The 24,628-nt window shown below is 64.0% G+C and carries 26 protein-coding genes, 1 tRNA gene and 1 pseudogene; 13 read left to right on the top strand and 15 right to left on the bottom strand.

The window, feature by feature from the left end; genetic code table 11:
• Positions 1 to 314 precede the first annotated feature (314 nt).
• A complete protein-coding gene (locus DIE23_RS32690; RefSeq protein ID WP_124616162.1) occupies positions 315 to 689 on the top strand; it encodes a hypothetical protein in 375 nt (124 codons plus the stop codon).
• 382 nt (positions 690 to 1,071) lie between these two features.
• Here the strand turns inward: DIE23_RS32690 and DIE23_RS32685 are convergent, their stop codons facing one another.
• Complete coding sequence (locus DIE23_RS32685; RefSeq protein ID WP_124616160.1) at positions 1,072 to 2,208, bottom strand: FRG domain-containing protein; 1,137 nt, start codon at positions 2,206 to 2,208, stop codon at positions 1,072 to 1,074.
• 247 nt (positions 2,209 to 2,455) lie between these two features.
• On the opposite strand from DIE23_RS32685, the pseudogene DIE23_RS32680 reads away from it, so the two are divergent.
• The 7 genes and pseudogenes from DIE23_RS32680 to DIE23_RS32645 form a co-directional block, all read left to right on the top strand.
• A pseudogene (locus tag DIE23_RS32680) lies at positions 2,456 to 2,641 on the top strand (integrase); the annotation flags it as partial.
• A gap of 533 nt (positions 2,642 to 3,174) precedes the next feature.
• Positions 3,175 to 3,396, top strand: a complete 222-nt coding sequence (locus DIE23_RS32675) for a SymE family type I addiction module toxin (protein WP_185646581.1) — start codon at positions 3,175 to 3,177, stop codon at positions 3,394 to 3,396.
• Between the two features lie 1,687 nt (positions 3,397 to 5,083).
• On the top strand, positions 5,084 to 6,202 hold the full coding sequence (locus tag DIE23_RS32665) for a branched-chain amino acid ABC transporter substrate-binding protein (RefSeq protein WP_124616155.1): 1,119 nt from the start codon (positions 5,084 to 5,086) through the stop codon (positions 6,200 to 6,202).
• Positions 6,203 to 6,374: 172 nt separating this feature from the next.
• A complete protein-coding gene (gene livH / locus DIE23_RS32660; RefSeq protein WP_124616153.1) occupies positions 6,375 to 7,301 on the top strand; it encodes a high-affinity branched-chain amino acid ABC transporter permease LivH in 927 nt (308 codons plus the stop codon).
• Positions 7,302 to 7,312: 11 nt separating this feature from the next.
• Positions 7,313 to 8,584 (top strand): high-affinity branched-chain amino acid ABC transporter permease LivM, encoded by a 1,272-nt coding sequence (locus DIE23_RS32655; RefSeq protein ID WP_124616151.1) that lies wholly within the window; start codon positions 7,313 to 7,315, stop codon positions 8,582 to 8,584.
• A complete protein-coding gene (gene livG / locus DIE23_RS32650; protein ID WP_124616149.1) occupies positions 8,581 to 9,354 on the top strand; it encodes a high-affinity branched-chain amino acid ABC transporter ATP-binding protein LivG in 774 nt (257 codons plus the stop codon). The genes DIE23_RS32655 and livG overlap by 4 nt, the downstream gene beginning before the upstream one ends.
• Positions 9,354 to 10,055 carry an ABC transporter ATP-binding protein gene (locus DIE23_RS32645; protein WP_006484776.1) on the top strand — a complete coding sequence of 234 codons (702 nt, stop codon included), beginning with the start codon at positions 9,354 to 9,356 and terminating at the stop codon, positions 10,053 to 10,055. Before livG ends, DIE23_RS32645 begins: the two co-directional genes overlap by 1 nt.
• Positions 10,056 to 10,233: 178 nt before the next feature.
• Here DIE23_RS32645 and DIE23_RS32640 read toward each other — a convergent pair whose 3' ends face one another.
• Entirely contained in the window at positions 10,234 to 10,506 is a 273-nt protein-coding gene (locus tag DIE23_RS32640) for a DUF4148 domain-containing protein (RefSeq protein ID WP_124616147.1), read from the bottom strand.
• A 319-nt stretch (positions 10,507 to 10,825) separates the two neighbouring features.
• Between DIE23_RS32640 and DIE23_RS32635 the strand changes: the two genes are divergently transcribed.
• The gene (locus DIE23_RS32635; protein ID WP_124616145.1) at positions 10,826 to 11,908 is read left to right on the top strand and encodes a LuxR C-terminal-related transcriptional regulator; all 1,083 of its coding nucleotides are present in this window, start codon (positions 10,826 to 10,828) and stop codon (positions 11,906 to 11,908) included.
• Between the two features lie 85 nt (positions 11,909 to 11,993).
• Here the strand turns inward: DIE23_RS32635 and DIE23_RS32630 are convergent, their stop codons facing one another.
• Entirely contained in the window at positions 11,994 to 13,295 is a 1,302-nt protein-coding gene (locus DIE23_RS32630) for an aspartate aminotransferase family protein (protein ID WP_124616144.1), read from the bottom strand.
• A 77-nt stretch (positions 13,296 to 13,372) separates the two neighbouring features.
• Between DIE23_RS32630 and DIE23_RS32625 the strand changes: the two genes are divergently transcribed.
• The gene (locus tag DIE23_RS32625) at positions 13,373 to 14,257 is read left to right on the top strand and encodes a LysR family transcriptional regulator (RefSeq protein WP_185646580.1); all 885 of its coding nucleotides are present in this window, start codon (positions 13,373 to 13,375) and stop codon (positions 14,255 to 14,257) included.
• Positions 14,258 to 14,464: 207 nt separating this feature from the next.
• On the opposite strand, the gene DIE23_RS32620 is transcribed toward DIE23_RS32625, so the two are convergent.
• A tRNA-Leu gene (locus DIE23_RS32620) sits at positions 14,465 to 14,549 on the bottom strand.
• Positions 14,550 to 14,699: 150 nt separating this feature from the next.
• Between DIE23_RS32620 and DIE23_RS32615 the strand changes: the two genes are divergently transcribed.
• A complete protein-coding gene (locus tag DIE23_RS32615) occupies positions 14,700 to 16,025 on the top strand; it encodes a leucine-rich repeat-containing protein kinase family protein (protein ID WP_124616140.1) in 1,326 nt (441 codons plus the stop codon).
• A 44-nt stretch (positions 16,026 to 16,069) separates the two neighbouring features.
• On the opposite strand, the gene DIE23_RS32610 is transcribed toward DIE23_RS32615, so the two are convergent.
• The 8 genes from DIE23_RS32610 to DIE23_RS32580 all read right to left on the bottom strand — a co-directional run bounded on the left by DIE23_RS32610 (position 16,070) and on the right by DIE23_RS32580 (position 21,426).
• A complete protein-coding gene (locus DIE23_RS32610) occupies positions 16,070 to 16,699 on the bottom strand; it encodes a LysE family translocator (RefSeq protein WP_124616138.1) in 630 nt (209 codons plus the stop codon).
• An 84-nt stretch (positions 16,700 to 16,783) separates the two neighbouring features.
• A complete protein-coding gene (locus DIE23_RS39765; RefSeq protein ID WP_185646579.1) occupies positions 16,784 to 16,960 on the bottom strand; it encodes a hypothetical protein in 177 nt (58 codons plus the stop codon).
• A 32-nt stretch (positions 16,961 to 16,992) separates the two neighbouring features.
• A complete protein-coding gene (locus DIE23_RS32605) occupies positions 16,993 to 17,439 on the bottom strand; it encodes a copper chaperone PCu(A)C (RefSeq protein WP_124616136.1) in 447 nt (148 codons plus the stop codon).
• A 52-nt stretch (positions 17,440 to 17,491) separates the two neighbouring features.
• Complete coding sequence (copC, locus tag DIE23_RS32600; protein ID WP_124616134.1) at positions 17,492 to 17,857, bottom strand: copper homeostasis periplasmic binding protein CopC; 366 nt, start codon at positions 17,855 to 17,857, stop codon at positions 17,492 to 17,494.
• 223 nt (positions 17,858 to 18,080) lie between these two features.
• Positions 18,081 to 18,458 (bottom strand): DUF2946 domain-containing protein, encoded by a 378-nt coding sequence (locus tag DIE23_RS32595; RefSeq protein ID WP_124616132.1) that lies wholly within the window; start codon positions 18,456 to 18,458, stop codon positions 18,081 to 18,083.
• Between the two features lie 118 nt (positions 18,459 to 18,576).
• Positions 18,577 to 19,071, bottom strand: coding sequence for an SRPBCC family protein (locus DIE23_RS32590; RefSeq protein WP_124616130.1), 495 nt, complete (start codon positions 19,069 to 19,071; stop codon positions 18,577 to 18,579).
• A gap of 63 nt (positions 19,072 to 19,134) precedes the next feature.
• Positions 19,135 to 19,437, bottom strand: a complete 303-nt coding sequence (locus DIE23_RS32585) for a 2Fe-2S iron-sulfur cluster-binding protein (RefSeq protein WP_011659384.1) — start codon at positions 19,435 to 19,437, stop codon at positions 19,135 to 19,137.
• A 99-nt stretch (positions 19,438 to 19,536) separates the two neighbouring features.
• Entirely contained in the window at positions 19,537 to 21,426 is a 1,890-nt protein-coding gene (locus tag DIE23_RS32580) for a sigma-54-dependent Fis family transcriptional regulator (RefSeq protein ID WP_124616128.1), read from the bottom strand.
• Positions 21,427 to 21,770: 344 nt separating this feature from the next.
• Between DIE23_RS32580 and DIE23_RS32570 the strand changes: the two genes are divergently transcribed.
• Entirely contained in the window at positions 21,771 to 22,046 is a 276-nt protein-coding gene (locus DIE23_RS32570; protein WP_260436273.1) for a DUF2964 domain-containing protein, read from the top strand.
• A gap of 243 nt (positions 22,047 to 22,289) precedes the next feature.
• Positions 22,290 to 22,577 carry a DUF1488 domain-containing protein gene (locus DIE23_RS32565; RefSeq protein ID WP_014898618.1) on the top strand — a complete coding sequence of 96 codons (288 nt, stop codon included), beginning with the start codon at positions 22,290 to 22,292 and terminating at the stop codon, positions 22,575 to 22,577.
• 151 nt (positions 22,578 to 22,728) lie between these two features.
• Here DIE23_RS32565 and DIE23_RS32560 read toward each other — a convergent pair whose 3' ends face one another.
• The 3 genes from DIE23_RS32560 to DIE23_RS32550 are packed head-to-tail and all read right to left on the bottom strand — an operon-like array spanning position 22,729 to position 24,472.
• Positions 22,729 to 23,592: an MBL fold metallo-hydrolase gene (locus tag DIE23_RS32560; RefSeq protein ID WP_124616124.1), complete on the bottom strand. Its 864-nt coding sequence runs from the start codon at positions 23,590 to 23,592 to the stop codon at positions 22,729 to 22,731.
• Between the two features lie 3 nt (positions 23,593 to 23,595).
• Positions 23,596 to 23,922, bottom strand: a complete 327-nt coding sequence (locus tag DIE23_RS32555) for a hypothetical protein (protein WP_124616122.1) — start codon at positions 23,920 to 23,922, stop codon at positions 23,596 to 23,598.
• A 13-nt stretch (positions 23,923 to 23,935) separates the two neighbouring features.
• Positions 23,936 to 24,472, bottom strand: coding sequence for a sugar ABC transporter (locus DIE23_RS32550; protein ID WP_124616120.1), 537 nt, complete (start codon positions 24,470 to 24,472; stop codon positions 23,936 to 23,938).
• Positions 24,473 to 24,628: the final 156 nt, after the last annotated feature.

Raw genomic sequence — 24,628 nt, 5'->3', positions numbered from 1 at the left:
CAGGCAACTCAGAAATGCCGCTGACTTGCCTGCATTAACTTAAACCAACCGGCCTCCACGATTCCCGGCGCGGTTCAACTCGCTTTGGTCGGGTTTGGATGAGGCGCAGGAAGAGAAAATCGCAGTCTTCTGGCGAGATTCGGGACGCATGAAGGCAGCAGTGCCGGACGCTTTTTCTATCGCGACAGATATATTCACTGATCTGAGCGTTTCATTGGCGGATCCGAGTGCTACGGTATCCAGAGTGAAGATGCTCTTGGTTTTTCAAATAGAAAATTAATTATTAACACGAGGCGTGCTCGAGGATTGTTGTAATGGATAGTGACGGGCGGTGTTTGAGTGTGATTCTTTTGGAGGATATGGATTTTTTTGATCTTATCAAAAAAATTGAGGCGGCATTCGTTGCGTGTCTCGTTGTAGAAGATAGGAAGGGCCGCTATTTCGCGGAGTGGCATGGAGATGAGTTTTCCATCAAAGTTATTGATAGAGTTGATCGGCTAGGAGAATTTTTATGTGACGAAAATCATGTTATCGATATCTGTGTCGAGTCGGGTAACAAATTATGTTCTGAATTTGAGGATGAGGTTAGGTTGATTTTGAAAAATGGTGAAATTGGTTGGTGGCGTGCGGTGTGGTCGAGAACTAATCGATTCGAAGGTTTGCGTGAAATATATCCGGATTTAGATTGATTTTAAGCAACGGCTGGCGACGCAGACCAACGGTGCGATGCTGTATGCATCGTCGGCGCGGCAGTCGCTGTCGGCCACAACCTATCGTTAAGTGAGCGGAAAAACTGCCGTTGGAACGGCTGCAATACATCCGAAACCTGACGGACGAACTACGTGCACAATTCGGCCTTAGCCGACCTTGGCGCGGGCTGGGTAATATGACGGATTGCTGACAGCGGCTGCATCGAGCAACCGAACGTCAGCTTCCTGCATCAGCGAACTCACACTCCCGACCCTAAGCGATCGCTCGGCATGAGATCCGGTCAAGGACCCTTCGCAAGATAAACGAGACACTTCGATGTATGACGCCCTATCATTTACGAGATCATTTAATTGGATTGTATTATGGCGAGGGGAAACGCCATGCACGCATTTCCTCACAAGCGCCCTCGATGCCGGGGAAGAGAGACCCGGCAGTAACGCCCATTAGTCGCAAATCGGCCATGACCGTTTCTACTTCTGATACGGGGATATCGAACGCATCAAGGAACGACTCGCCGCGCAATCGCTCCTGAGTTTGCACGTAGTTCTCTACATCATCCACGCTCGTGACGGCTGACAGTGCCTGCTGAGGAATCACTCGAGGATTGTTCTGCGTTGGGAATTCGAGGAACGATAAGTTGTTTCGGGGCGTTGCCAGCATTAATATGGACTCGATCGATTTCATCCACGCATCTAATCTGAATCTGAATATACGTGCATATTTGTCATTCGCATCTGGCGCGTGCCAGTGATGTCTAAACGCGAAGAACGCGGCAACGAAAGGCGAGAATGACCAATCTAACAAGGGAGTTGGGTAGCCGTGATGTTGTAACAAGTGAACGAATCCACCTCGGTCATCATTCAAATTGATATTCATTGCCTGTGTTAGCAGACCGCCGAGACGCTTGTGCATCATCGGCACATCCTCCGCCGTGTAGCGGTACAGATTCGCGCGTCCCTCACGATGAAACAGCGAACGCAGAGGCCAGGTGGAGTTCGACTGCCCTCGGAAAATAAACTTACGGTATGGGGTACCCAGAAGCTCGGCTTTCAGTTCGTTCCAGGTCGTTCGCTTGCCGACGATCCGGCTTTGTGCGTCGACCGCCATTCGACGGACTATCGCGTGCCCCGCGTCACCGACGTCCGTAGTGTATGAAAGCCGCATTCGCTCAGAATTCCAGTCACCTTCGATGTACACCCGTCGCGCGACACTTTGCGGCGACTTGATAACCTGTGATGCATAGACATGGGCTTCGACGAATGGAAATGGAACGTCCGGTCGGCCGGTATAGACTAAAGGAATGCTTTCAACCAAGAAAGGGTTCTGATTCGCGGGCACACAGATAGGGATTGCCCCGCATATGAAAGGTGGTTGCAGAGGCCAGTTGTAGGCAAAACCATCGTAGTTATCACCAAAACGGTCCAGATTTACGACGAGGTTGCCATCACGACTCTGTCCCGAGGAGCCATACTTGATACCCAGCCACTGTCCGTTCATTGTTAGATTCCGTCTTGTTTTGCCTGTCGATCCAATTGACTAATCGCGCCGTCACCAAGTCGCCATGTGATGGACAGATGGTAGTCCAGTGACCGATCTTTGAACAGATTCGCCGCTCGGAAGTCAATGTGACCACGCACACGATCGACTCATATTGGCCGGTTCCGAGCCTCCGGCGAATGCACCAACAGCAGACTTCGAGGCAGGTAACACAATCAAACTCCCGTCTTCCCTTTGGGAGTCTGACATGAAGACCGAACAAACTCGCGAGGCGTGGAACAAAGGCAAGTTGATTGGCCAGAAGCCACCGCTCAAGCCCCAAGAAGTGTGGGCCATCAGGATCTACCTTCACAACGCTCACGCCGTGCGCGATCTGGCTATGTTCAATCTCGCCATCGACAGCAAACTGCGCGGCTGTGATCGTGTCGCGATGGTCAAACAGGCTGCTCAGGGTCGATTTCGGCCATCGGAAGATATGGAAAGCGAAGGTTTCCCGCGAATAGCTTCCTTGTGTCCGGGCGTCCGAAGGGAAGTAACAGGTGTTTTTGTATCGAAACGTGCTCTTGCGCTGAGTGAAGTCAATTCATTCAAACTGTTTCGAATCGTTGCGTTCCGAGGCCGATCGACGTCCGCTTCGGTTCACTCTCTCCGTTCGCATCAGCGCATGCAATAGCCCGGTGGGCGCCGACGAAATTACGTGTCTATGCCTAATGGCTAACGTTCGCGCAAGCAGAAAATGTTTGGCGTTAGCGATGGTCTAATAGAAGTGTCCAATGATGAGCACGTGTGCGTCGCGTGCGAACGAGCGCTAAGCAGCCCGTAAATCCGGTCGAAGCATTGTTTCATCAAGGTAGTAGCAAGGGAGGAATCCGAACTATCAAAAACACTGTAGTAAACGAGCGCGGGCCGCAAGTGCTACCAACACTCACGACCCGCTAACCACAGCCAACTGATGAGGAGTTGCCCATGGCTAAGGCGAATGATAATGCACGTCCCCCGATCACGGAACGTTACGTGACGGTCCAGCAACTGTGGGGTGTTCCGAAAAGCTTCGGCACCAGGCCGAAAACGTTCTTTCCGTATATGAAGATCGGCGGAATGTGGCTGATCAATGACGTGGGTTTTGATCCCGGCAAAAAGGTGCGGATAACGGTCGAGCCGGGAAGGTTGGTCATTACGGCGATGTGAGATATGGCAGCCGCGCTGCACTTTGGCCCGATTCGTCTGGAGGCGGATAAGCCGATCGGCTAATGTGGCGCGAACAACTACATCCAGCCCGCGACCGCCGTTGAACCGGCGATAGGAAAGGCCGCGTAGTCAGCAACGCGCGGCCTAGTCGAATTTCAACTCGCGCAAATGCGAACCCCAACACAGCGTGCGACCGTGCCGCGCAAAGCCGCACATCAAAGCCGGGTAGGGCAGCCGCCACCGGCCACCACCAACCATCACCAAGCGATATTGCAAGACGATCGCGCCGTCCCCGCACCGCCCGTAGCTGTGCAATGCGAACCCGCGCCGTTGTCATAGAACGTCCGCGTCTCCGGTTGCGGCACTGACGGATCGTACGGATTCGGCGCATCGTGCGGACCGCGCGCTCGATCGAAAGGCCGCGTCGGTGCATACGAGTTCCCGCTACCTGGAGCATGTGACCCATTGGCCCGCAGATATTCATTCCAGTTCAGTTCCCGCTGTTCGTGTCGCGGCAACGCGCGACCGAAGCTATCGCTCCCACCCGCACCGAGTTCGACGCGATTCGAAGGCCAAACAGAATCGCGGGATCCATGTTCCGCCGAAGGCTGCGGCTCAAGCGTATCGCCCGCAACCCTCAACGGCCGCGTATCAGGCGTATCGAACGGACTACGTTCAACCGGCGCCGCGTACTTCACACGCCGCGTCGTCCGTGCCGCCCGCCCATCATCCCGAGCCACAGCCCGATGTTCCGAACGAAACACATTGGCACCGCCCGAGTGCTCGACCAGCGAATCGCGGCCTGAAGCGTCGACGGTAGAAACAGAAAGCGCACAAGCAAGCGCAGCGGCAGAAGAAAAGCGAAGAGGATGATTCATCGGGCTCCGAACCAGGTGATAAGCGATGAGAAAAAACGGCAGATCACTGGCTGGCGGTTCGGCGACGGATGGGGGTCGAAGCGGCTCTGAAGCGACTACGAGGCGCGGCGGACGCGACACGCAGGAAGGCTGGCTGGATTGCAGAAGCGAGTTCGAATTATTTCATAAAAATAACAATAAGCTTTCGTTGACTGAAAAAGCGTCAGCATACAGAAGGATCTCCGCCCCAACCCAACGCCCCGCAACGGTGCAGGTCAACGCAATCATCAGTCAATTGATTTAAATAGATCGAACCCTATAAAACAAGAAGATCGCACGCCACCCACCCGTAAATCGCCTACCGCCTTATCCCACAAGCCTCCACACCCCCAACCCACCCAAAATCGCAACCCAATTGCACCCACCGCAAACGTTCCCACCCCCACCTAGTTGCTCCCCAGTCGCCACCAAGGACCCGGCAAGTTTCTCCGTGTTTTCCCTCATAACGTCGGCATTTTTGACAGACATTTAAAAAACCCCCATATAATTTCGGCTGCCTTGCCAACAGCTGTCGGACCATCCCTCCGACCAAGCAGTTGGCAAGCGGGGCAGGCGAAACGCTTGCGCAATGCAAGACGCATCACGATGTCTTTCCGAACCAGACGTCCCCTTCCGGGGACTGCAAGAGCCGGGCCCCGCTACGCATCATCTATCCGCAGGTCCGTCTTCATGTGTCTCGGGCGTGTCCCATGTCCTCGCCCCGGGTGCTGTTCGATTGCGCAAGTCATGCCGCCTTTGCCCGTATGACTAACAACATCGAGGAGCTCCTGATGACGCTGTCCCGTCTTACGTCCATTTCCGTCGCCGCCGTGCTGTTCGCCGCCGGCGCCGCCGCCGCGCAAGCGGACACCGTGAAGATCGCCATCGCTGGTCCGATGAGCGGCTCGGTCGCCCAATACGGCGACATGGTGAAGGCCGGCGCGCTGACCGCGATCGAACAGATCAACGCGGCAGGCGGTGCGGGCGGCAACAAGTTTGAAGTGGTGATGATGGACGACGCGTGCGAACCGAAGCAGGCCGTCGCCGTCGCCAACAAGATCGTCAGCCAGAAGATCAAGTACGTGATCGGCCACGTGTGCTCGGGTTCGACGATCCCGGCATCCGACATCTACGAGAACGAAGGCATCGTGATGGTCACGCCGTCGGCCACCGCGCCGCAGCTGACGGAAGGCAAGAAGCGCCACTTCATCTTCCGCACGATCGGCCGCGACGACCAGCAAGGCCCGGCCGCCGCGCAATACATCATCAACCACGTGAAGCCGAAGAAGGTCGCGGTCCTGCACGACAAGCAGTCGTACGGCCAGGGCATCGCGTCGTCGGTGAAGAAGGACCTCGAAGCCGCGAAGATCCCGGTCGTCCTGTTCGAAGGCATCAACGCCGGCGATTCGGACTACTCGGCGATCATCACGAAGCTGAAGTCGCAAGGCGTCGATTTCGTCTACTTCGGCGGCTACCACCCGGAAATGGGCCTGCTGATGCGCCAGGCGCGCGAGCAGGGCGTGAAGGCGACGTTCATGGGGCCTGAAGGCGTGGGCAACAAGGATGTGACGGCAATCGCCGGCCCGGCATCGGAAGGCATGCTGGTCACGCTGCCGGCCGACTTCTCGGCCGACCCGGCCAACGCAGGCCTCGTGAAGGCCTTCGCGGACAAGAAGCGCGACCCGAACGGCCCGTTCCAGATGCCGGCGTACGCAGCGGTGAAGATCATCGCCGACGCGATCGCGGGCGCGAAGACGACCGACCCGACGAAGGTCGCCGCGTACATGCACAAGACGACGTTCGACACGCCGATCGGCAAGGTCGCGTATGACGCACCGGGCGACCTGAAGGCGTTCAAGTTCGTCGTCTACACGTGGCACAAGGACGCGACGAAGACCGCCGCCAAGTAACACGGAGTACCCGCCCGCGCACCCGCTCTGCCCGTCACCCGGGCAGGGCGCGTGCGCATTTGGCCGTTGCGCGGCCAACGGGCGGCCCGAGACGACACCGTGCGTTGCGCGCGGCCGATCGCCGTGATCCGGCGACAGCCTGCGACCCAGCGCCAACGGGAGCTTCCCGCACATGACTGACTTCTTTCCGCAATTCGCCCAGCAGCTGGTCAACGGCCTGACGCTGGGTGCGATTTATGCGTTGATCGCCATCGGCTATTCGATGGTCTACGGCATCATCGGCATGATCAACTTCGCCCACGGCGAGATCTACATGATCGGCGCGTACGTGGGCCTTGTGACCCTGACTGCAATCGGCATCTCCGCCGGCTATCCGCTGCCGCTCGTGCTCGGCGCCGCACTGATCGTGTCGGTGATCGTCACCGGCCTGTACGGCTTCGCGGTCGAGCGCGTCGCGTATCGCCCGCTGCGCGGCGGCCCGCGCCTGGTGCCGCTGATCTCCGCGATCGGCATGTCGATCTTCCTGCAGAACTACGTGCAGATCGGCCAGGGCGCGCGCGACGTGTCCGTGCCGGTGCTGATCTCCGGCGCATTCGAGATCCATCTCGGCGGCGACTTCGACGTGACGGTTCCGTATGCGCGTCTGCTGATCGTCTGCGTGACGATCGTGCTGATGATCGCGCTCACGCTGTTCATCGCGCATTCGCGGATGGGCCGTGCGTGCCGCGCGTGCGCCGAGGACATGAAGATGGCGAACCTGCTCGGCATCGACACGAACCGCGTGATCTCGTTCACGTTCGTGCTCGGCGCGATGCTGGCGGCCGTCGGCGGCGTGCTGATCGGGCTGACGATCGGCAAGCTGAATCCGTATATCGGCTTCGTCGCGGGCATCAAGGCGTTCACCGCCGCGGTGCTGGGCGGGATCGGCAGCATCCCGGGCGCGATGCTCGGCGGCGTGCTGCTGGGCCTCGCCGAAACCTTCGCCGCAGGCTACATGCCGGCCGAGTACAAGGACGTGGTCGCGTTCGGCCTGCTCGTGCTGATCCTGCTCTTCCGCCCGACCGGCCTGCTCGGCAAGTCGGACATCGAAAAGGTCTAAGGGAGACGCAGATGAGTCAAGTCATTTCCGTTCGCCGCCCGGCCGCCGACGCATCGGTCGGCCAGGCGCTGAAGAATGCCGCGGCCGCCGCGCTCCTGACGGCGATCCTCACGATTCCGGTGCTCGGCCTGCAGCTGAAGCTCGACGGCTATCAGGTGGTGCTGACGCCGCACTGGCGTCCGGTGTGGATCGCGGTCGCGGCCGTGTTCCTGTTCCAGTTGTTCAAGCCGTGGCTCGTGCGCGCGAAATCGGCGGTGAAGCTGCCGGCGATGCCCGCGATGGGCGCGCAGCAGCAACGCGTAGTCATCTGGGTGATGCTCGCGGTTGGGTTCGTGTGGCCGTTCTTCGGCTCGCGCGGCGCGGTGGACGTCGCGACGCTCGCGCTGATCTACGTGATCCTCGGCCTCGGGCTGAACATCGTGGTCGGCTTCGCGGGCCTGCTGGATCTCGGCTATGTCGGGTTCTACGCGGTCGGCGGCTATACGTACGCGATGCTGAACCAGTATTTCGGGCTGTCGTTCTGGGAGTGCCTGCCGATCGCGGCGATTGCCGCGGCGACGTTCGGCTTCCTGCTCGGCTTCCCGGTGCTGCGCCTGCGCGGCGACTATCTCGCGATCGTCACGCTCGGCTTCGGCGAAATCATCCGCCTGCTCGCGAACAACCTGACGAGCCTCACGGGCGGCCCGGACGGCATCTCGAGCATTCCGAAGCCGACGGTGTTCGGCTTCGAGATGGCGCGCTCGGCGAGCGTCGAGGGCGCGAAGACCTTCCATGAACTGATCGGGCTGGAATACAGCGGCGAGCACATGGTGATCTTCCTGTACCTGATCGCGCTGGTGCTGGTCGGCTTCACGCTGTTCGTGACGAGCCGCCTGATCCGCATGCCGATGGGCCGCGCGTGGGAAGCGCTGCGCGACGACGAGATCGCATGCCGTTCGCTCGGCCTGAACCCGACGCGCATCAAGCTGTCGGCGTTCACGCTCGGCGCGGCGTTCGCGGGCATCGGCGGCGCGTTCTTCGCGGCGCGTCAGGGCCTCGTGAATCCTGAATCGTTCACCTTCATCGAATCGGCGCTGATCCTCGCGATCGTCGTGCTCGGCGGGATGGGCTCGCAGCTCGGCGTGATTCTCGCGGCGATCCTGCTGACCGTGCTGCCGGAAGTCGCGCGCGGCTTCGCCGAATACCGGATGCTGATCTTCGGCCTGGTGATGGTGTTGATGATGATGTGGCGTCCGCAGGGCCTGCTGCCCGCGAGCCGTCCCCACGTGGAGCTGCCCCAATGAGCGCGAATGCTGAACTGTTGAAGGTCGCCGGGCTGCAGATGCGCTTCGGCGGGTTGCTCGCGGTGGACGGCATCGATTTCGACGTGCGCCGCAATGAAGTCTTCGCGATCATCGGGCCGAACGGCGCGGGCAAGACCACGGTGTTCAACTGCGTCGGCGGCTTCTACAAGCCGAGCGGCGGCGACGTCGTGCTCGACGGCCATCCGATCGCGGGGCTGCCGAGCCACAAGATCGCGTTGAAGGGCCTGGTGCGCACGTTCCAGAACATTCGTCTGTTCAAGTCGCTGACGGTCGTCGAGAACCTGCTCGTCGCGCAGCATCGCAAGGTGAAGTCCGGGCTGTTGCCGGGCCTCTTCTCGACGCCAGCGTATCGTCGCGCCGAGCAGGAAGCGCTCGAACGCGCGGCGGTGTGGCTCGACCGGATGGGGCTGACGTCGGTCGCCAACCGGCAGGCCGGCACGCTGTCGTACGGGCACCAGCGGCGTCTGGAGATCGCGCGCTGCATGATCACCGAGCCGCGTCTCTTGATGCTCGACGAGCCGGCGGCCGGTCTCAACCCGCAGGAAAAGATCGAGCTGCAGCACCTGATCGACAAGCTGCGCCACGAGTTCGGCGTATCGGTGCTGCTGATCGAACACGACATGAGCCTCGTGATGGGCGTGTCGGACCGCATCCTCGTGATGGAGCACGGGCGGCCGATCGTGATCGGCACGCCGGAAGCGGTTCGCAACGACCCGCGCGTGATCAAGGCGTATCTGGGGGAAGAGTGATGCTGAAGCTGGAACAGGTCCATACGCATTACGGCGCGGTCGAGGCGCTCGCGGGCGTGTCGATCGAGGTGAACAAGGGCGAGATCGTCACGCTGATCGGCAGCAACGGCGCCGGCAAGACGACGCTGATGATGACGGTATGCGGCACGCCGCGCGCGTCGTCGGGCCGCGTGCTGTTCGAGGGCAACGACATCACCGCGATGTCGACGCACCAGATCATGCGGCAGGGGATGGCGATCTCGCCGGAAGGGCGGCGCGTGTTCCCGAGCCTGACGGTGCTCGAGAACCTGAAGATGGGCGGCTTCTTCGCGAGCCGTCACGAGATCGACGACGGCATCGAGCACGTGTTCAAGCTGTTTCCGCGCCTGAAGGAACGCGCGGCGCAGCGCGCCGGCACGATGTCGGGCGGCGAGCAGCAGATGCTGGCGATCGGCCGCGCGCTGATGAGCAAGCCGCGCCTGCTGCTGCTCGACGAGCCGACGCTCGGTCTCGCGCCGCTCGTGATCGCGCAGATCTTCGACATCATCCGGACGATTCGTGACGAGGGCGTCACGGTGTTCCTGGTCGAGCAGAACGCGAACAAGGCGCTGGGTGTGGCCGATCGCGGCTACGTGCTCGAAACGGGGCGCGTGGTGCTTGCCGATACGGGGGCGAACCTGCTCGCGAACGACCGGATCAAGCAGGCGTACCTCGGCGGTTGATGAAGGAGGCCGCCGGCCTGCAACGGGCCGGCGGTGCTTGCCGCATTGGTTGTCGCTTCACATGCAAGGCCGGTCACGGCCTTGTCTTCCTTTTCCTGGCTGATCCTGAATGTGCTTTTCAGTACGTCGCGCAAATGCAGCGCGGCGCGATTGCTGTCGTCCGTCAGCCGGCGCGTCGCTACTGGCCGCCGCCGTACAGGTCGTTGAGACGCTGGAGTTCTCCAGACTTCTGCATACGCAGGAGTTCCTCCTTGACTTGCGCACGCGTGACGCCGGTCCGCGCCCCCGCCTGCGAACCCGCGCTGGGCATGCCGCCCATCGACGTCGCGCTGATCGCCGAGTCGGACGGCTTGCTCGACGCCGCCGCGGCGCCGTCGTCCTGAGCCCGCGCGAGGCCCGATGCGCCCACTACACAGATGACGGCCAGTGCCGCCTTGTACATGCTCTTCATCGTGGCACCTCACATGAAAAAGCGATGCAACAACAACGCGACCGACGCGGATTCCGCATCGTCCGCGTAGGTCGACATTTCGCATGCGTGCGGCCGCTTTAGCCGCAATTGCATTGCGTCGGACAAATTCCGGAAGCCGAACGCAGCAATGGGTTCGTCACGCACATGCAGCCGGAATGGCGGAATGATAGAACCCGCTTGCCGGATTGACGCCCTCTTGAAAGGGGGTAATTGCCGTCGTTGTCATGTGGAGTGTCTAAGCTGGATGGGTATCGCGGAACGTGTGAATGAACCCGGTGCACGCTCGAGGAGCGCATTCATGTCTGACAAGCACGTCGCGCTGATCAGTCATATTCGTCGGCTCTGTTCGCTCGCCGTCGAGCCGCACCTCGTCATTCCTCATGTGATTGAGGCTGCCCGCCACATCGTCGGTGCCGACTGGGGCATGTTCTTCTATGCCGACGAGCACTACGCAGTGTCGGACGTGTGCAGCGAAAACGACACGGTCTACACGTTATTGCCGACGTACTTCGCGAATATCCACAATACCTCCCGGCAGGAAGTGCTGGGCGTCACGTTTTCCGATGCCATGCGTCGCGGGCGCGGTTTCGACAACAGCGCGCACTACGACGCCAAACTGCTGGCGAGCGAGATGTATGCGGACCTGTGGCGGCCGGTGTCGATGCGCCACTGTCTCGAGCTGACCGCGACGGACGGCACGCGCGGCTGGGGTAGCCTGCTGCTGTCGCGTGCACCCGGTTGTCGTCCGTTCTCGGAACAGAATCATCGCGACATCGAACCCGTGGCGCGGCATCTCGCTCACGCACTATCGCGGCCCGTGCAGCCGCCGCTGCACGAATCGGAATGCAGCCTGTCGGCGATCGTGGTGGTCGACGACGATGGCCGGCTCCTGCTGTACAACGCAGACAGCATCCGGATGCTGGCGCTCGCAAGCGGCGAGCCGCTCGCGTTCTACCGTCACGAACGCTTGCCGGACTGGCTCACGCCGCTTCGATCGAACATCAACCGGATCTGGCGCGGCTATCCGGCGCCGCCCCCGACGCTCGAGCGTCGCAACAATGCGGGCCGCTTCCGGTTCATGGCCTATCGGTGTACCGACACGGCCGCGTTGCAACGCGATTCCGCGATCGTGATCTATATCGAACACTTTCCGCCGCTCAGGCTGACGATCGAACGGCTCGGTTTCGCGTTCGGCCTGACCGAGCGACAACGCGAACTCTGCGTGCAGCTGGTGCTGGGCCGGTCGCACAGCGAGATTGCGCGTGACTTCGCGCTACGCGAAAGCACGGTCGTCGATCATGTTCGCAAGATCTATCGCCGGCTCAACGTACACAATCATGACGAGTTGCGCAGCGTGTTCCGGATCGGGAGGCTCGACTAGGTTTGACGGGGCGCGGCAAGCCTGGTCCTGCTCGAATCCTGCAGTCCACCTCTTGTTCACGTGCGGCACAGCGACCGTCGTTCTGTTACAGCGCGCGCGTGATCGCCTGTTCCAGCAGCGACAGCCCGAGATCGATTTCCGCTTCGCTGACGGTCAGCGGCGGCGCGATCCGGAACACGCCGCCCATGCCGGGCAACTGCACGATGTTCATGCTGAGCCCGAGGTTCATGCACTCGCGCGTGATCTTCGCGCCGAGCCCGTCCGCCGGCTCCTTCGTTCGCCGATCCTTGACGATCTCGACGCCGAGCAGCAAGCCGCGTCCGCGCACGTCGCCGATGCAGTCGAAGCGCTCCATCAGGTCGAGCAGTCCGCGCCGCAGCCGGTCGCCCATCACGTTCGCCCGCTGGACGAGGCCGTCGCGCTGCACCACGTCGAGCACGCGCAGGCCGACCGCAGCCGGCAGCGGGTCCGACACGTGCGTCGTATAGAACAGGTAGCCGAGCTGGTGCGCGCGTTCCTCGATCTGTGCTGACGTGACGACGGCGGCGAGCGGCAGTCCCGCACCGAGCGTCTTCGACAGCGTGAGGATGTCGGGCGTCACGCCGTCGTGCTGGCACGCGAACATCGTGCCGGTGCGTCCGACGCCGGTCTGCGCTTCGTCGAGGATCAGCAGCATCCCGCGTTCCTCGCACTTGCGCTTGAGCGCCGCCATGTAGCCGTCCGGCAGTTCGATGATGCCGCCCGAACTGAGGATCGGCTCCGCGATGAACGCGGCGAGGTTGCCGTTCGACTGGCGATCGATCAGGTCGAATGCGTAGTCGAGTTCGGCGAGATAGTCGTAGGTGCCGTTGCGCTCGAAGCGCGGCCGGTACGTGAACGGCGCCGGAATCGCGAACGAGCCGACGGCGGCCGGGCCGACGCCCTTGCGGCCTGCGCTGTAGGTGGCGGACGCCGCCGCACCCGTCATCCCGTGCCATGACTGCGCGAAGCCGACGATCTCGTATTTGCCGGTGACGAGCTTCGCCATCCGGATCGCCGCTTCGTTCGATTCCGCGCCGGTGCTCAGCAGCAGTGCGCGATCGAGCCCGGGCGGCGTGATGTCGGCGAGGCGCGTCGCGAGGTCGACGACGGGGCGCGACAGCATCCCGCTGAACAGGTGATCGAGCTTGCCCGCGTATTCGCCGATGACGGAGACGATCTCCGGGTGGCTGTGCCCGAGCACCGCGCTCATCTGGCCCGACGTGAAATCGAGGATCGCGCGGCCGTCCGCGTCGTAGACGAAGCTGCCTTGCGCGCGCTCGATGATCATCGGCTCGAACGTGCCGCCGTAGCGGATCAGGTGCTGCCTGGCGTTGTGCCAGAAGGTGGCGTCGTCGTTCAGGGACATCGGGCTTCTCCGGACAAGGGCCAAGGATCGCTTGCAGTCTAGGCGCCGGTCTGGTTTTATGGAAACGAATAGTGCTTATGCAAGGTAGAAAAGGAGCTAATACCTTGGGACGTTCGCTCGAAATCGATCTGTTGCGCTCGTTCGTCGTCATTGCCGAAGTGCGTTCGCTGAGCCGCGCGGCGGCGCGGGTCGGCCGCACGCAGTCGGCGCTCAGCCAGCAGATGCGACGGCTCGAGGAGAGCGTCGACCAGCCGCTGTTCCAGCGCACCGGCCGCGGCGTGGTGCTGACGCACCCCGGCGAGCGGCTGCTCGTGCATGCGCAGCGCATCCTGCGGCAGCACGACGAGGCGATGGCCGACCTGTGCGGCACCGGGTTGTCGGGCACCATCCGGTTCGGCTGCCCGGACGATTACGCGGCCGTGTTCCTGCCGTCGCTGCTGCGGCAGTTCTCGAGCCAGCATCCGCAGGCGATCGTCGAGGTCGTGTGCGGGCCGACGCCACGGTTGCTCGAACACCTCGACAAGCGAGCGGTTGATCTCGCGATGATTTCTTTGGCGGACGACGGGGCGACGGACGATTTCATCCGTCGCGAGCAACTCGTCTGGATCGGTTATCCGGGCCTCGATGTCGCGCAATTCGATCCGTTGCCGCTCGCGTTGTCCGATCCCGATACGCTCGATCACATCGCGGCCTGCGAGGCGTTGCAGCGTGCGGGCCGCGATTATCGCGTCGCGTATGCGAGCAGCAGCCTCGCGGGGCTGACCGCGCTGGTGCGTTCCGGGCAGGCGTTCGCGGTGATGACGCAGACGGCGGTGCCCGCGGATCTGGCGATCCTTGCCGGCGATCGCGGGTTGCCGCCGTTGCCGGCGGTGGGCATTACGCTGAGGTTCGACCGGAAGCGGCCGTCGCATCTGACGGCAGCGTTCGCGGAGCATATTCGGGCGGTGCTGCCGGTGCTGTGAGGACGGTGGAGTGCTTTGGCGCGATCGCTGGAGAAGCCGGCAACTCGGCAGGCCAATCTGATCAGCGGACAGTCTCTGATGTCGAGATACCCTGCGTATCCCCGAGTTCAAATGACATCGCGGCGAACACTGCACAAACAAAAAAACCGCGAAGCGTTGCGCTGTCGCGGTTTTTTGCACATGCACGAAACACGGAGAAACCGTGTCTGGTGCCGACGGCGAGACTCGAACTCGCACAGCTTTCGCCACTACCCCCTCAAGATAGCGTGTCTACCAATTTCACCACGTCGGCACTTCGGTACTGCAAGGGGCGCAATTCTAGCGTCACATTGCGCGTTTGTGAAGGGGAGATGACACGATCGCGGGGCAGGTGACGACGATCCCAGTAAAATTCGTCGAAATCGATCCGACGATCCTCACAACCGCAACCCGTTTTCTCCCCGTGACGACGACCCTCGAACAACTGCAGGCCGGCCAACTGTCGGGCGCCCGGCAACTCAAGCTCGCGTGCGGGCTGACCGAATTTCCGCGCGAGATCCTCGATCTGGCGGACACGCTCGAAGTGCTCGACCTGTCCGGCAATGCGCTGTCGGCGCTGCCGGACGACCTGTCGCGGCTGCATCGCCTGCGCATCCTGTTCGCGTCCGGCAATCGCTTCACCGAACTTCCGGAAGTGCTCGGCACGTGCGTGCAGTTGGACATGATCGGCTTCAAGGCGAACCGGATCCGCACGGTGCAGCGTCGTTCGCTTCCGCGCGGGCTGCGCTGGCTGATCCTGACCGACAATGAGATCGACGTACTGCCCGCCGAGATCGGCGACTGTGCGCGTTTACAGAAGCTGATGCTCGCGGGTAACCGGCTGCGTGCGTTGCCGGCCGACATGGCCGCCTGCCGTTCGCTGGAACTGGTGCGTCTGTCGGCGAACCGGCTCGATGCGCTGCCGGACTGGCTGCTGCGTCTGCCGCGCCTCGCGTGGCTCGCGTCCGCGGGCAATCCGTTCGGCGCCGAGCCGGAGGCCGCCGCGTCGGCCGAGCCGGGCGTCGCGGACATCGACTGGGCATCGCTTACCTGCGATCAGAAGCTCGGCGAAGGCGCATCCGGTGTCATTTATCGCGCGCAGTGGCGAGCGGACGGCCAGGCGCCGCGCGCGGTCGCGGTCAAGCTGTTCAAGGGGGCGGTGACGAGCGACGGCCTGCCCGATTGCGAAATGGCCGCCTGCCTGCACGCCGGGCGTCACCCGAACATGATTCCGGTGATCGGCAAGGTGCGCGGTCATCCGGACGGCACCCACGGCCTCGTGATGGCGCTGGTCGATCCGGCGCTGACGAACCTCGCAGGGCCGCCGAGCTTCGCGTCCTGCACGCGCGATGTGTATGCGGCCGATGCGCGATTCGAGCCGGCAGCGGCAGCGCGGATCGCGCACGGCATCGCGTCGGTCGCGGCGCATCTGCATGCGCGCGGCATCATGCACGGCGACCTGTACGCGCACAACATCCTGCACGACAGCGAGGGCGGCGCGCTGCTCGGCGATTTCGGTGCGGCGTCGGTCTACGACGTGAACGATCGCGTGCGCGCGGCGCGGCTCGAACGGCTGGAAGTCAGGGCGTTCGGTTACCTGCTCGGCGAGTTGCTCGAGCGATGCGAGCCGCAGGCATGGGAAGGTTCGCACGCACTCGAAGCGCTGATGGCCGCCTGTCTGAACGAGGAGATCGACGCGCGGCCGTCGTTCGACCAGATTACGGCTGCGCTGGCAGCATCGAAGGACTGACGGCTCCGTCCGCGTTGCGGCGCCGGTAGTCGCCGTGCTGATGCTTACGCCTGCCGCGCAGTCAGCAGCTTGATCCCGAGCCCGACGAACAGCAGCCCGCCGGCGCGCTTGGCCGCGCGTACCCACGGGCTGACGCCGAAGCCGCGATGGAGCAGTCGCACGCCGAACGAATAGACGCTGTGCACGACGACGACGGTGCAGGCGATCGTCGCGTACATCACGACGAACTGCGTCGCGAGCGGGCGATCGTGCGCGATGAACTGCGGCATGAACGCCGACAGGAAGATCATCGTCTTCGGATTGCTGCCCGACACGAACAGCGCTTCACGGAACAGCTTCCTGCGGTCGGGCACGGCGATCGCGGCCTTGCCGTCCGGCGAACGGGGGGTGCGGTCGCCGCGCAGTTGCCGGATGCCCAGGAAGATCAGATACGCGGCACCGACGACCTTCATCGCGACGAACAGCGGCGGCATTGCGGCCAGCACCGCGCCGACGCCGAGCGCGACGAGCATCACGACCACGGCCTGCGCGACGAGGTTGCCCGCGATCGTCGAGGCGGTGCCGCGCGAGCCGTAGCGCACCGTGTTGCGGATGACGAGCAGCACGTTGGGGCCGGGCGACAGTGTCGTCGCGAGATAGGCTGCGGCAAACAGCATCCAGGTCTGAATGGACATGCGTCGCTCCGAAAGGCCGGTTCCGAGGTCGGGGTGAATCCGTGCATGATGCCACGGCGGCGCGGCTCACCCCGACGCACGGCGTCAACGTGCGTCGCGCACGCAGTATGCGGCGATCGACGACGGCGAATCGATCGCGGAAGGGCGCGTCATCCACGCGATCCACGCCGCCCATAGCCCGCAGACGATCAATACGGCGACATTCAGCGGCGTCCGGTAGCGGACGATCAGGTCGGCCAGCGGCAGGCGTTCCTTGCTCATGTGCGTCTCCTTCGGTCGGTGCGGTTGCGGCGTTACTGGCCGGTGTAGGAAGGCGCCTTCGCGTCGCAGATCACGGGCACCGTCGCGCCGTCGGCGAAATGCAGCCGGAACGGCACCTTCGCGCCGGGTGCGACGGGCTGGCGCGGCGCCTCCAGCATCACGTGATAGCCCTTCGGCCTGAACGTCACCGTGCCGTGCGCGGGCACGTCGACCGCTTCGACGTGAACCATCTTCGCGGTGCTGCCGGCCGTCTGCGTTTCGTGCATCATCGCCATCCCGAACGCGGGCGTATCGATGCCCGTGAGCGTGACGGGCTTGTCGCCGTCGTTCTTCAGCGTGAAATAGCCGGACGACGGCACCGTCGCCGGCATCGTACGGATCCAGCATGCATCGGCCTGTACGGCCGCCGCGGCGAACGTGGCGGGCGCCTGCAGCGCGAGCACGGCAAACAGCAGACTGGTCGGAATCGAGCGTTTCATTGATGGTGTTCCTGATCGGGTAGGAAAGATTGCCGCGCGGGCATCGTGTGGATCACTTCAGCGTGAACGTGTAGCGGCCCTGCGTGCGATGGCCGTCGCTCGCCACCGCAATCCACTTAACCGTGTACGCGCCGGCCGCAAGGTCGGCCAATGCGACATGCATCCGCTTCCGGTTGCCGGCGTCGACCGTGGATTTCCCGTCGGCGACCGACTGGCCATGACTGTCGGTGACGGCGATCGAACTGAATGCAGGTTCGAGCGTTTCGCTGAAGTCGATGGTGACCGCGTGCGGCGCGCTCGACAGCGTGGCGTCGGCGGCCGGTTCCAGGGTTTTCGGATGTGCGTGCGCGTGAGCGGCCTGTGCGACGACGAAGCCGAGTGCGACGAGTGCGCCGCGGAGGAAAGCAGTGGTTTTCATGACGGGATGATCCGGTTGGAAATGACAAGGAGAACGATGCATTCGACGCACGGCCGCGCGTTCGCGCACGCGCAACCGCCGGAAGCGGGCGAGCACACGCACGGCACGATGCCGCGAGCAATACGGTCGAACATGATCGTCCTTCGAAACGTGACACGGCGTGCACGCGCAGGCGCGTGCGGACGGCGCGATGCGCTGCGGCATCACGCGCGGTGACGACGAATCAGGACGCGAACGGCGGGGCGCGCGGTTGCGCGGCCGTGAGCGGCAGCGCGCGGCGCAGGCTTTCGAAGCGGGTTGCCTCGCGATGCTGGAGCGGGTGAACATTGGCCGCGAACGACAGTTCGGGCGCGGGCAGGGCCGGCGTATGGGCAAGCAGGCTGCAATAGCCGCAAGCCTGCAGATGGGCCTGCAGGCTTCTCGACGACGCGTCGCCGGCGTGGTCGCCGCCGGCCGGCCCGGCCGTGCAGTGGCCGGCCAGCAGCACGTCGACGCGGTCTTGCGTCGTCAGCGCCTGCGAGATCGTCGGCGCGAGCGCCGTCATCAGGATGGCGAGCATCCCGATCAGACTGACGATCTTCCGGAAACGACGACTCAGCATGCGATGCGCGGGGCGGCGTAGGGGCAACGATGGAGCGGATTATGCCACGCACCCGCGGCGAGGGCATGCGGGCACGCGGATACCGGGAATGACGCGTGGCGCGGGCGGGGCGGCGCGCCTACGCGTGCTTTGCCAGATATTTCGTGATCAGCGTCATCTGCGCGGCCCAGCCCTGATCGTTCATCTCGCGCGCCTTCGCACGGCGCGTTGCGATCAACTGGTCGAAACCCGTCTCGGTGACCGTCAGCAGCGTGCCGCCGTTCGCTTCGGCGAGCGTGAACGTGACGAGCGTCATCGGCTCGGACGTGTAATCGATATTTGGATCGATCGCGAACGGGTGCCAGTGAAAGGAGAACAGTTGCTTCGGCTCGACGCGATCGACGACGATTTCGAACACGGTGCCCGCATACGGCTCCTGTGCCTTGGCGACGTCGTCGTCGACGCGCGTCGGCGTGATGCGGCCGAACAGCGGCCGGTCGGCCACGAACGGCCCGTCGAACGTCACGCCGAACCAGATGCCGAATTCCCCGGCATTGCTGACGGCTTCCCAGACACGCGCCAGCGGCGCGGCGAGCAAGGCTTGTTTCTCGATGCGATCGATTGACTGGGTCATGATGTTCTCCAGGCAGGCGTCATCGTTACGGGACGGCGCGCGGCCGCGCGCCGCGTTCAGTCTTCAGTCGATCATCTCCGCGTCGGGCACGTCGAGCACGACATCCGAGGTTGCGACGGCCACGCACGGGAGCGTATAACCGTCGGCCTTTTCCTCGCGGCTCAGACCCGGCCATTCGATCGTATAGCGTACGCTGCCGCTGACGATCCTGCACAGGCAGCTCCGGCATGTGCCGTTGCGGCACGAGCGCGGCAGCCTGACATGCGCGAACGCGGCGGCCTCGAGCAGCGTCAGCGAATCGGGGGCGTCGAACGTCGCGCCGAGCGGCTCGATGCGCACGAGAGGCGGGTGGTCGGGATCGGTCATGGGTCGAGGCGGGCGGCGGCGCGGCGGCGAGACAAGGCAAGCGCCAAGCATACCCGAAGGCGCTGCGGCCGGCGCCCGTCGGGCAGCCGGCCAGGCGCGTCAGTGTCGCCGCAGGTAGCGATACACGGTATTGCGCGCGAGCCCGAGCTCCCGCGCGGCGGCCGAGACGTTGCCGCCGTGCCGGGCGAGCACCGCGTCGATCATCGCGGCCTGGTGGCTCTGCAGCGTCGTCGCTTCGCGCGCGTCGGCCGGTGCGGCTTCCGCCGCGGGGGCGTCGTCGCAGTCGAGCCAGAAATCGTCGGGCAGGTGCGCGAGCGTGATTTCGGCTTCGTCTTCGGCGAGCATGCCGGCCGTGCGCAGCACGTTGGTCATTTGCCGCAGGTTGCCGGGCCAGCGGTGCCGCATGAACGCGTCGAGCACGTCGGCCGCGAGGCGGCCCGGCATCGGCTCGCTGCGCGCCAGTCGCGCGAGGATCCGCTCGACCAGCGCGGGCAGGTCGGTGCGTGCGGCGAGCGGCGGCAGCGTGACGGCGAGCCCGTTGATCCGGTAGAACAGGTCTTCGCGGAACGTGCCTTCGGCGATCATCGCGCGCAGGTCGCGGTGGGTCGCGCAGACCACGCGCACGTCGACCGGCACCGCGCGTGCGCCGCCGAGCGGCATCACCGCGCGCTCCTGCAGCACGCGCATCAGCCTGACCTGCTGCGCGAGCGGCATGTCGCCGATTTCGTCGAGAAACAGCGTGCCGCCGTCGGCCTGCACGATCTTGCCGGGGCTGCCGCGCTTGCGCGCGCCGGTGAAGGCGCCGTCCTCATAGCCGAACAGTTCGGCCTCGATCAGCGAATCCGGCAGCGCCGCGCAGTTGACCGCGACGAACGGGCCGTCCGCGCGCGGCGACGCCTGGTGCAGCGCACGCGCGAGCCATTCCTTGCCCGTGCCGGTTTGGCCGAGGATCAGCAACGGCAGGTCGCGTCCGCGGATCTTCGCGACGCGTTCGAGCACGGCGGCCATCCGTGCATCGCCGGTGTCGAGCGTCGCGAACGCGATCGCGTCGGGGTCCGGCGCCCGCGTGCGCACGGCGGGGGCGGGTGGCGTGACGGCGACGGTTGTCTTGTGCGCTTCCGCGAATTCGCAGCGTGCGAGCACGCGCACGCCGGTCGACAGCGTGAGGCGGAACGGTGCGCCGGGTGCGCGTGCCGCTTGCTGCGCGAGCTGGCCGAAGTGCATGCCGAACAGCGCATCGCAGCCTTGATGCTGCAATGCATCGAACGTCGCGCCGAGCTGGAATTGCGCGCTGCGGTTCGCGGCGATCAGCCCGCCGTCGGGGCCGAACGCGACGAGCCCGGCGAACAGCGAGTCGACGCAATCCTCGTGGGCGTGGAAGCGCAGCCGCAGCGCTTCCGCGCACTGGTTCGCGAACAGATGGTTCTCGATCAGTTGCGCGGACATCCGCACGAGCGCGAGCGTATGGGGGCTGAAGCCGCGCGGGTCGCCGCTCACGTCGAGCGTGCCGAGCGTGCGGCCGAACGGGTCGATGATCGGCGCGCACGAGCAGGTGAGGATATGGTTCGCGCGCAGGAAGTGTTCGGACCCATGCACGGCGACCGCCTGGCCCGATGCGAGCGCAGTGCCGATCGCGTTGGTGCCGCGTGCGCCTTCGGCCCACGACACGCCGGTGCACAGCGCGACGCGGTTCGCCTTCTCGATGAAGTCCGCGTCGCCGATGCTGTGCAGGATCACGCCGTCGGCATCGGTGAGCAGCACGAGGCTTTGCGTGTCGGCGATTTGCGCGTGGAGGTTCTCCATCACGGGGCGCGCGTGCGCGAACAGTGAATGGTTCGTGTCGAGCAGTTCGCGCAGCGCGAGTTGCGACAGCGCCGAGAAATCGGGGCGCTCGTTTGCGCGCAGGCCGACCGCGGTCGAACGGGCATGCGCCTGCGCGAGCAGGTCGATGCGGCCCGCGGTGGCGGGCAGCACGAAAGATTGAGGCATGTCTTGTCTCCTGTCGGCCCCAGTTAGCGCTTCAGCGCTTACTGGGGCCCCATGCTTCGCGGTCGGCCGGAGTTAGCGCTTCAGCGCTTACTCTGGTCCCATGCTTCGCGGTCGGTCCGAGTCGGTGCTTCAGCGCCTACTCCGGTCCCATGCTTCCCGGTCGACCCCAGCCAGCACTTCAGCGCATTCCGAGGCCCCATGCTTCGCAATCGAACCACCTGGACGCCTTGCACCGCACCATCCGCCATCCGGGCCGCCGCCGTTGATATCGCCTCATCATACAAGCGCCGCGCGCGTTGTGCGACTGCGTACAAAAACCCCTTGCTTTTAAGTACCCGCCTGCAATGATGGAAGTGGAGCATGCACGCGCCGTGTTCCGCATCGCAACATGCATGCGACGTGACATGCATCCGTTCGGGAGACGCATCATGGTTCGGACGGAACTGAGAGTCGTGCTGGCGGCCATCGCCACGTTCATCATGCTGGGCGGCATCGCCGTGGCGATCCACGGTCTGCTGTTCGATCTGACCGACGCGGTGCAATACGGTGCGGCCGCGATTGCGGTGGGCGCCACGACCGCCGCGATCTCGCTGAACATCTGGCCCACCGATCCTCACTGACGCCGTTCGGCAAACGGTGCCGGATGTCGTACTGGTCAGAGGAAATGCGCGTCGGAACGACGCACATCGCAAATTTTGCCTCCTGCGCGAAACCGTCTAAAGTGGAATGCAACCGGCACGCATTGTCCGCGCCATATCCCCGTGGATCGTGCCTCTGCCGGCGAGCCCGCGTACATTTTCGTCCGGCCGGTAGCGGACGACGAACGCGGTCATTTGCTTTCTACCGGACGACAGGCGGCTCCCATGCAGATCCATTTCACGAATGAGAAGCCCGAATATTCGGGGCGCGACCTGATGCTTGGATTCACGGCGCTGGTCAATGGCGAGCGCGTCCAATGTCAGATCACCGCCGAGGCGCTGGAGGATCATTTCGGTGCGGCATCGCCGCGCTTCGAGGACATGGTCGGTGCGTACGATCAGCACCGCGAGCGTATCGAGGCAGCCGCACGGCGGTTGCTGTCCGAGACGCGCGCGCAATGCGTGACGCTGCGCAGCGGCTACGTGCGCTTCTACGAAGCGAACTGGCGCTGAGCCGGACGACCGGGCAGCGACGGAGCGGGCGCCGGACACCGGCGCCCGTGTCATATCGGCGCATGCCCGCCGGTGCCTTGCTTGCGCGGGATGATGCGCGCCGCGATTCGCGCATCGTGTGGCGCGAGCGCATCCCTGCGTTCCGTTTCGCCTAATCCGCCCCGATGAGCACATACGCGCCGTCGGTCGAGCCGTTCGTGCGCGCGATGCGTGCGAAGCCCGTGTCGGCGAGGTGCATGCCCGCAATCGGCAGGTTGTCCGAAGCGACTTCGGCGAGGGTCGCCGCGCGCGTCGCCGATGCCTGCGACGGATCGCGATCGAACGCGATCGACACGTCGGGGCGAGCGACCTGAATCGGCGCGAAATGCACGAGATCGCCCCAGATCAGCAGGCGCTCGCCCCGCGATTCGACGCGATAGCCGGTATGGCCGGGGGTGTGCCCCGGCAGCGGCACGGCGACGATGCCGGGCCGCACGTTACCCGCTCCGATGGTACGTAGCTGCGCCTGATAGACGTCGAACGTGCGCCGCGCGATCCGGAAATTGACGCGTGCTCGCTCGCTTGCTCGTTCGTACGCGTCGTCGTCCAGCCAGAACGCACGTTCCCGTTCGTGAATGAGCACCTCGGCTTGCGGGAAGGCCGGCTGCCCGCCGGTGTCGAGCAGGCCGCCGATGTGGTCGGGATGCGCGTGCGTCAGCACGATCGTGTCGATGTCGCGTGCGTCGATACCGGCTTGCGACAGCGATGGACCCAGCAGGCCGCCCCAGTCCCGGATGCCGCCGGCACCGGTGTCGACGAGCACGGTGCGGCCGTTCCCGCGTATCACGTAACAGTTGATGTTGACGTCGGACGGTGCGTATATCCCGGCCCGTTGCATGATGCCGGTCGCGTCGTCGACGTCGATGTTCGACAGCAGGTCGAGGCCGGCCGTCAGCGTGCCGTCGCTGATCGCGGTCACCGAGAAATCGCCGACCTGACGGCGCGGGAACGAAGGGCGGGGAATGGGTGCGCTCATGGATCAATGTCGGGCGTGAAGGTGGGGGGTGTCGTAGCCGAAGCAGCGGATGCGTGCGACGAATCCGGTGTGGCGGAGAATCTCGCGATCCAGTTCGGCCATGAATCGATCCATCAATTCAGTGGTGCGAAATGATGTGGTGCGAAAGCGGATCTCCGCGCTGACCGGATGTCCGCAGCCGTGCCGGATCGGAACGTACGCGACGTGGATGGTGCCGGGTGCGGCGCTCAACACATCGCTGCAGAGCGCCTCGCAGGCCGACGACAGTGCGTCGAGCGCCGCGTTGGACGGCATGCTCGCCTCGGGGATGAAAATCGTGACGCTGGGCATGGCCGGGCTCCCGTCACCGTGCGGTCGCCGACGGCGGCGTGCTGACGAGCCGGTCGCCCATCGGCGCATAGCGCCGGGTCGCGGTGCCGGACGCGAGCCGTGCCTGATCGCGATCCAGGACGGCCAGCCAGCGAGTGGCCGGCAGGCGGTCCAGCGCGACCGCCTGCATGGCCATGGCCGCGATACCTGCTCGCGCGAACGGGGCGTCGTCGTCGCAAACGGCCAGCCATTGATGACCGGAGACGGCCGGCGCGGGTGTCGCGCTGTCGTACACGTTGCGGCGCCACGCCACGATGTGCGGCTGCCACCGCGCGAAATTGCCGCCGCCCTTGTCGCGATACTCGTCCGACGTCAGCACGTCCGGGCCGTCGATCGTATGCAGCGCGAGGTAGACGGGGCCGTCGCCGTCGCCGTCGAGGGCGCGAAAGCGTTGCGACGTGCGGAAGCCGGATACGGAGATCAGCGCCGGCAGTTTGACCCGGCTGTAGAAGTCGTTCCACTCGGCTTCGACGGCGGGCTCGGCAATGCTGCATTCAACAGCATAGATCATGACATCTCCACGGGGGGGGCGAGAGGGCTTTCGGGATCGATCGGTCCGCTCGACGGGTTGAGTTTTTGTCATGATAATGAGCCGGTGAATGGGCGAAAAACGATGATTCGTCATCGTTCAGTGACATTTGATCAAGCCATGACCGACGGTGGTCGG

Origin of the sequence: Burkholderia sp. Bp9143, from assembly GCF_003853645.1 — a bacterium.
In the GTDB taxonomy this organism is placed as follows: Bacteria; Pseudomonadota; Gammaproteobacteria; order Burkholderiales; family Burkholderiaceae; genus Burkholderia.
Note: the sequence above shows the minus strand (reverse complement) of the source record. Positions and strands in the feature narration are given on the sequence as shown.